This window comes from Collinsella tanakaei YIT 12063 (genome assembly GCF_000225705.1).
In the GTDB taxonomy this organism is placed as follows: domain Bacteria; phylum Actinomycetota; class Coriobacteriia; order Coriobacteriales; family Coriobacteriaceae; genus Collinsella; species Collinsella tanakaei.
Window position 1 is genome coordinate 46,994 of sequence record NZ_JH126471.1, and the last position, 6,275, is coordinate 53,268.

7 protein-coding genes are annotated in these 6,275 nt (G+C 62.7%); 5 read left to right on the plus strand and 2 right to left on the minus strand.

Going from position 1 to position 6,275, the window contains the following annotated elements; translation table 11 throughout:
* Nucleotides 1-265: 265 nt before the first annotated feature.
* A complete protein-coding gene (locus HMPREF9452_RS11425; protein WP_009141647.1) occupies nt 266-1,090 on the minus strand; it encodes a tetratricopeptide repeat protein in 825 nt (274 codons plus the stop codon).
* Between the two features lie 170 nt (nt 1,091-1,260).
* Here HMPREF9452_RS11425 and HMPREF9452_RS08080 point away from each other — a divergent pair, with 170 nt between their 5' ends.
* The 3 genes from HMPREF9452_RS08080 to HMPREF9452_RS08090 all read left to right on the plus strand — a co-directional run bounded on the left by HMPREF9452_RS08080 (nt 1,261) and on the right by HMPREF9452_RS08090 (nt 4,137).
* Nucleotides 1,261-2,301 carry a macro domain-containing protein gene (locus tag HMPREF9452_RS08080; RefSeq protein WP_009141649.1) on the plus strand — a complete coding sequence of 347 codons (1,041 nt, stop codon included), beginning with the start codon at nt 1,261-1,263 and terminating at the stop codon, nt 2,299-2,301.
* A 120-nt stretch (nt 2,302-2,421) separates the two neighbouring features.
* Nucleotides 2,422-3,213 carry an ADP-ribosylglycohydrolase family protein gene (locus tag HMPREF9452_RS08085; protein ID WP_009141650.1) on the plus strand — a complete coding sequence of 264 codons (792 nt, stop codon included), beginning with the start codon at nt 2,422-2,424 and terminating at the stop codon, nt 3,211-3,213.
* A gap of 117 nt (nt 3,214-3,330) precedes the next feature.
* Nucleotides 3,331-4,137, plus strand: a complete 807-nt coding sequence (locus HMPREF9452_RS08090; RefSeq protein WP_009141651.1) for an AIM24 family protein — start codon at nt 3,331-3,333, stop codon at nt 4,135-4,137.
* 45 nt (nt 4,138-4,182) lie between these two features.
* Here the strand turns inward: HMPREF9452_RS08090 and HMPREF9452_RS08095 are convergent, their stop codons facing one another.
* The gene (locus HMPREF9452_RS08095) at nt 4,183-4,593 is read right to left on the minus strand and encodes a peptide deformylase (RefSeq protein ID WP_009141652.1); all 411 of its coding nucleotides are present in this window, start codon (nt 4,591-4,593) and stop codon (nt 4,183-4,185) included.
* 190 nt (nt 4,594-4,783) lie between these two features.
* Here HMPREF9452_RS08095 and HMPREF9452_RS08100 point away from each other — a divergent pair, with 190 nt between their 5' ends.
* Both HMPREF9452_RS08100 and HMPREF9452_RS08105 read left to right on the plus strand, forming a co-directional pair.
* Entirely contained in the window at nt 4,784-5,569 is a 786-nt protein-coding gene (locus HMPREF9452_RS08100; RefSeq protein WP_147568261.1) for an LOG family protein, read from the plus strand.
* Nucleotides 5,570-5,894: 325 nt separating this feature from the next.
* On the plus strand, nt 5,895-6,227 hold the full coding sequence (locus tag HMPREF9452_RS08105) for a hypothetical protein (RefSeq protein ID WP_232205044.1): 333 nt from the start codon (nt 5,895-5,897) through the stop codon (nt 6,225-6,227).
* Nucleotides 6,228-6,275: the final 48 nt, after the last annotated feature.

Here is a 6,275-nt window from a genome sequence, read left to right on the forward strand (position 1 = left end):
GTTGGTCTTTCTTGATCAAGTTCCTATACAGCCGCCGGTTTCAATGCGTGATGCCGATGCGCGTCTCAGCGGTGCTTCCGCGCTAGCGCGCCGGCTGGTCCCAGGGGTGTTTACTCTGCGTCGCAGCGGGTGAAATAATGGACCCTACACCATTGATTAACAGGCAAGATGTAAACAGCTTACCCTGAAAAAGAAAGCCTTGGCAAGAAAAATCGCCTTGCCTGCATGCTGAACCACAACCGAACCACAAGACCTTAGCGTATTTCTAGCGACGCAGGAATTCCGTGCGCATTCGCTCCTCGGCGGCGATGACCTCATCGAGGCGGCGGTCGTAATAGTACGCGCCCGCCCCGATCGCCCGGTAGTAGTCGCGCTCGGCGGACTGGTAGAGCTCGAGTGCCGTGAGCAGCCGCTCCCTGCGTTCCGCTACGGGTTCGTCTTCCGTATCGTCTGCTGCGATATGGTCCGCGACGCGGTGGCAAACGCTCGCCTTGATCTCCGGCGCCTCATCGGGATTGTCCTGGATGAGCAGGAATGCCTTGCGATAGAGGCCGAACGCCAGCTCGCTATCTCGCTCCACGTAGCAGCCGCGCTCATACATGTCACCCAACTTGTAGATGGCCTCGGGCATGTTGGTTGTGAACGCGGCGCGCTGGAAGCACTCGAAGGCGTCCTTTGGCGAGACGGGGACCGATCGGCCGTATTGGTGGCAATAGCCAAGGTTGACCAGGGCCTGCGTGTTTCCCAACGCGGCGCCCGTGCTGTAGAGCTCGAACGCCCGCTCGTAATCGGGTTCGCCGTCCGGCGTAATGGATCCGGAGTAATGCAGGGCCCCTAGCGTGCAGGCCGCGTCGCCAGCATGTTCTCCCTCCAGCGAGATGACTTCCTCCAGGAACGCCTTCGCAAAGACGGCCTCGTCCTCGGAAAGCTGCCCTCCCCGGTCCATGATCGCGCGATAGAGGTTCTCGCACGTGGCGATGTCCTCGGCGATCGCGTCCAAGGCGTCCTTGGTTGCGGGTTCGACCAGGCGGGACAAGGCGGCGAGCGCTTCTGCGGGTAGGTTGAATGTGCGGTTCTCAGCGTTTGCCATGGTAGCCTCCTCAGGTTGAATGTAGTGGAAGCGTACAAGTTCGTGCGGACATAAAATGTACCTTGCAGATCAGGTCATGCGCGCCCCATCGTTCACGAGCGTCCCCGCGCTGTCCCCGCGGAAGAGTAAGATGGGCGGCAACGGTTCCCTGCAGTGAATGGAGATGCGCCATGCCCCTGGTCCTTACACGAGACGACGTCTCGCGAGTCGATGCGGAGGCCGTGGTGAACGCGGCCAACGAGCATCTTTCTGCCGGTGGCGGCGTGTGCGGGGCCATCTTCGAGGCTGCGGGCCTTCGCGAGCTGGAGTCTGCGTGCAAGCAGCTGGGCGGCTGTCCCACCGGTTCCGCCGTGGTGACGCCGGGCTTTGGGTTGAAGGCCCGCTGGATCATACATGCCGTGGGACCCATATGGCGCGGCGGGTCGTGGGGTGAAGATGCCCTGCTTCGCTCCGCATATCGCAGTGCCTTGGAGCGCGCCAGCGAGCTCGGAGTTCGCTCCGTCGCCCTCCCGTTGATCTCTGCCGGTATCTTTGGGTTTCCAATCGACCGCGCGTTGGCGATCGCGACCAGTGAGATCTCAGCGTTTTTGGACCGCGTCCAAGATGTCGAGGTGCGGCTCGTGGTGTTCGACCGCGCCGCCTTCGCCGCGTGCCTTGCAGATTATGGAGAGGTCGCCGCGTGTGTGGACGAGGAATACGTGGACGCCCGCCGCGGGCGCGATAGGATGGGCGACCTGCGGTTGTCCATGCCCGCCTGCGGCGCGGCCGCTGACGTTATCTCAGGCGATGCGGCTCCCGGAGGTTCCTGTTTTGGGTCCGCGCGACCCATCGCGGACGAGCGCGAGCTGAAGGATTTACTGGTCCACCTCGATACGTCGTTTTCGCAGGCGGTCCTCTCCCTGATAGACGAGCGGGGCCTGACCGACGCCGCCGTATATAAGAAGGCGAACCTGTCGCGCCAGGTGTTTTCAAAGCTGCGCAAAGATGACGGCTACAGGCCCGCCAAGCCCACCGCGGTGGCGCTCGCGATAGCGCTCGAGCTGGATATGGACCAAACCCGCGAGCTTTTGCAGCGCGCCGGCTACGCCCTGTCGACGGCGAGCACGTTCGATGCGATCGTGCGCTACTACATCGAGCGGCGCTCCTACGACATCGTGGCGATCAACCAGATGCTCTTCGCATTCGACCAGCCCCTGCTCGGCTCGTCTTAGCGTCTCGCGCCCCGTAGATGTCGCCTGGCGGTTTACCTCTGCCTTGCCCTTGGCGCGTAACGTTTATCGCGAAAGGCGGGCCGGGGTTGCCTGCGAGCACTTTTTTGGCGAGGTGGGATTATGACGACGTTGAGAGATGCGGTATTCGGCCAGGCGGTGGGCGATGCCTTGGGGGTTCCCTACGAGTTCAGGGCGCGTGATAGCTTTGTGTGCACGGACATGACGGGGCGCGGAACCCACGGCATGCCCGCGGGAACGTGGTCGGACGATACCAGCATGGCGCTGGCGCTCTGCGATTCCTACCGCGAGCTGGGGCGCGTGGACGCGGACGATATCCTGGCGCGTTTCAGGGCCTGGCGAGACGAGGGCGCCTATTCCGTCGACGGCCTGTTCGATATAGGGATAACCACGTCGATCGCGCTCGATAGCGGGCGCGGCGGCGCGGGGGAGCGCGATAACGGCAACGGCTCGCTGATGCGCACCGTTCCGCTCGCGTTCACCGATGCGACCGACGACGAGGTACGGGCGGTATCTGCCATCACTCATGCCCACGCGATCGCCTGCGATGCCTGCGTCGACTGCGTGAGGGCGGCGCGCATGCTGGCGTCCGGCGCGAGCGCGGAGCGGGCTGCGCTCGCGGTGGGTATGGGACGGGTCGCCACGGCCCCGCGCGGCGCTATCCGTTCAGGTGGCTACGTGCTCGATACGTGGGCGGCGGCGCTGTGGTGCCTGGTGCGGACGAGTTCCTATGAAGAGTGCGTGCTTGCCGCCGTCAACCTGGGCGAGGACACGGATACCACGGCGGCGGTCGCGGGCACGCTTGCCGGGATAGTCTACGGGGCATCGTCCATTCCTCGTTCGTGGATGAACGCGCTTCGCGGGAAAGGCGTGATCGAGCGGTGCCTCTTCTAGCACCGTCCGCCGATGCCTGCGTCTCCATCCGCCGCGACGGCAAGGCGATCCACGGCGTCTTGGGTACCATGTGCTGGACGGCAACGAGCCCTTGATATCTACACGGAGGTACCGACCATGTCCTTCACCATCTACAATTTCGAGGATAACAACGACGTCAGCGTCTTGGCTCAGGCCGGGCAATTCAAGGTTATCCAGTGGGACCGCGACCTGTCGGTGTCCCCGGATAGCGCGGCGACCGCCTGGTTCTCCGCCCAGATGGATGTGCGTCGCCGCCAGCTTGTGGCGGAGTTGGACGGAAAGACGGGCGTTACGCTGCAGGCGGGCGCCATGCAGTGGACCGTTGGCTCCGTGCACGCGAACACCGGCGTCAAGAGCGCTGGGGACTTCATGGGCAAGATGTTCCGCGGCGCCGTGAGCCAGGATTCCGTCATCAAGCCGGAGTATTCGGGTACCGGCAGGCTGGTTTGCGAGCCCACATGGCGCCATCTCCTGTTGGTCGACCTATCCAAGTGGGGCGGCTCCGTGGTGCTCAACGACGGGCTTTTCCTCGCGTGCGACAGCACCGTCCAGCACTCCCTGCAGCGCCGCTCAAACCTTTCTAGCGCGGTGGCGGGCAACGAGGGCCTGTTCAACCTAAGGTTGGACGGATCGGGTATCTTGGCGCTCGAATCTCCTTGTCCGGAGGCGGAGGTGCTCTACGTCGATTTGCAGAACGACGAGCTGCGCGTCGATGGCAACTACGCGCTGGTCTGGACGTCCGGCCTCGAGTTCTCCGTCGAACGATCCGGCAAGAGCCTTATAGGGTCCGCGGCTTCCGGCGAGGGCCTGGTTAACGTCTACCGCGGCACCGGTCGCATCATGATGGCGCCCATGCAGGCCGCAACGTATTGCAATGTCTACGCCCCCGATGCCACATCGTAGATTTCCGGTCGAGCTTGATCGGGCCGCGTGGCGCGCCCGCGCGCGTTAAATGACGACCCCGTCGCAGTGGTCGATCTCGTGCTGGATGATTTGGGCTGTGTAGCCGGAAAACGAGCGCTTTCTGGGCGAGAAGTTCTCGTCCTCATACAAAACGGTGATATTGCGGTAGCGCGTCGCCGGCCTCAGCCCCTCGAGCGACAGACATCCTTCTTCGGTCTCATAGGGATTGGACGAGGATTCGATGACGGGGTTGTACATCAGCAGCGCCTCCCCTTCGCAATCGACTACGATGATGCGCTTCAAGATGCCGATCATGTTGGCGGCCATCCCTGCGCATCCTCGGCGGTTGGCGGCAAAGGTATCGAGCAGATCTTGCGCGACGCTTGCGTCTTGCGCGGTGGCGGGCGCGCTGGGGCGCGAGAGGATGAGCGTTGATTTCATAATGGGGCGGATCATGGATTCCTCCTAGACGCGTGCTGTACGGGGCAATGGTACCGCAAGCGCGCGCGGCTCCTTACCGTTTTATGCGTCAGCCGTTACGCGCCGCTTGCGCATGGCGGCGTGCCTTGAGGGTATGGTGGTGGGGGACAGGGATGCGCGCCGAGCAGCCATGGGCCGCCGCGGCAAGAGTGGAAGTGGATGGGATATGGATATCGACAATGAAAGCCCGGCGCCTCAGCACGGGGATGCCGTGCAGGCTCAGCCGTTTGACGAGACCTATCGTCGCGGGCCGGTCATTATGCGCGGGCGCATGGTGCCCAAGGACACCACGTATGGAAACCTGCTCGCACCCGAAGACTCGACTGATTGGCTCCACATGGATCCATGGCGCGTTATGCGCATCCAGGCGGAGTTCGTGGACGGTTTTGGCGCCCTTGCGGAGCTCGGTCCCGCTGTGGCGGTTTTTGGATCCGCGAGGACCTCGGTCGATGACAAGATGTATGCTGCCGCGCGCGATGCCGCGACCCAGGTGGTCCGCGCCGGCTGCGCGGTCATCACCGGCGGAGGCCCCGGCATCATGGAGGCTGCGAACCGCGGTGCGGCGGAGGCGGGCGGCGTGTCGGTTGGCTTAGGGATCGAGCTTCCCTTTGAGGAGGGCCTCAACCCGTGGGTCAACTTGGGCATGAGCTTTAGGTACTTCTTTGTCCGCAAGACCATGTTCGTCAAATACTCAAGCGGCGCCATGGTGTTTCCCGGAGGATTTGGAACCCTGGACGAGATGTTCGAGCTTCTCACCTTGGTCCAGACGCACAAGGTGAAAGAGACGCCGGTGGCCTTGGTGGGCGAGGATTATTGGCGCGGCCTGTTCGATTGGATCGAGGGCACGGTCCGTGACGCCGGCATGATCGGCGAGCTCGATCACCGCATGGTCAAGATAACCGACGATGTGGACGAGGCGGTGGCGGTGGCGCTTTCCGGCATGCGGCGGTAGCGCGCGGGGGCGCGCCCGTGGACGGTGTCGCGGCGCACTGTTGGCCTAACTAACATAATGCAAGGTAAAAGGGATTGGCATCGAGGAGGCTCTTCGAGGTGCTAGTCCCTTCGTTTATGTATGTCAAGCGAGAACCGCTGACCGAGAAGGTTGCGTTCTACGCAGAATAACCGTTATTCCTTTATACAATCAACATATTGGACTAGTGCCGTTATGCCTCGCGGATATGGTGCCGACGGGGAAGCGGTGCGCGAGAGAGGACAGTTGTATGGGATTACGCTCTTGGTTGCGTGAGCGAGCACGGCGCTCGAGCGAGCGGCACCAGGTGGCTGAAGCCCGGGAGGTAAAGGCAAAGGAGGCGCCGCGCCCGCGAGAGATCGCTCCGGGTTTTGCGGAAGATGAGTGGCAAGAGCTTCCGGCCTATATTCCCGTCGACCCTGAAGAGCATAGGGTCGCCTGCGTGATCGCCGCCGCCATCGCCGCGGGGGATCGTCCGGAAAGCGAGATGAAGATCCGCCGCGTGAGCATGGCGAACCCCGAGTATCGCCGCGTTGCGTGCATAGCCACCGCGATAGGTGCCGGTGCGCTGGAAGAAAGCTCGTTTAAGGTACGTCGAATCTACAAGAAGAAGGATATGGAGAAAGATCATGCTGCGTAAGTTCAAGATTTCCATCGATGGAACCCAGTATCTGGTCGAGATGGAGGA

Excerpts from the sequence above, each read along its gene's own strand:
- HMPREF9452_RS08095 (WP_009141652.1), bottom strand. The coding sequence starts at position 4,593 with ATGATCCGCCCCATTATGAAATCAACGCTCATCCTCTCGCGCCCCAGC.
- HMPREF9452_RS11425 (WP_009141647.1), bottom strand. The coding sequence starts at position 1,090 with ATGGCAAACGCTGAGAACCGCACATTCAACCTACCCGCAGAAGCGCTC.
- HMPREF9452_RS08080 (WP_009141649.1), top strand. The coding sequence starts at position 1,261 with ATGCCCCTGGTCCTTACACGAGACGACGTCTCGCGAGTCGATGCGGAG.
- HMPREF9452_RS08085 (WP_009141650.1), top strand. The coding sequence starts at position 2,422 with ATGACGACGTTGAGAGATGCGGTATTCGGCCAGGCGGTGGGCGATGCC.
- HMPREF9452_RS08090 (WP_009141651.1), top strand. The coding sequence starts at position 3,331 with ATGTCCTTCACCATCTACAATTTCGAGGATAACAACGACGTCAGCGTC.
- HMPREF9452_RS08100 (WP_147568261.1), top strand. The coding sequence starts at position 4,784 with ATGGATATCGACAATGAAAGCCCGGCGCCTCAGCACGGGGATGCCGTG.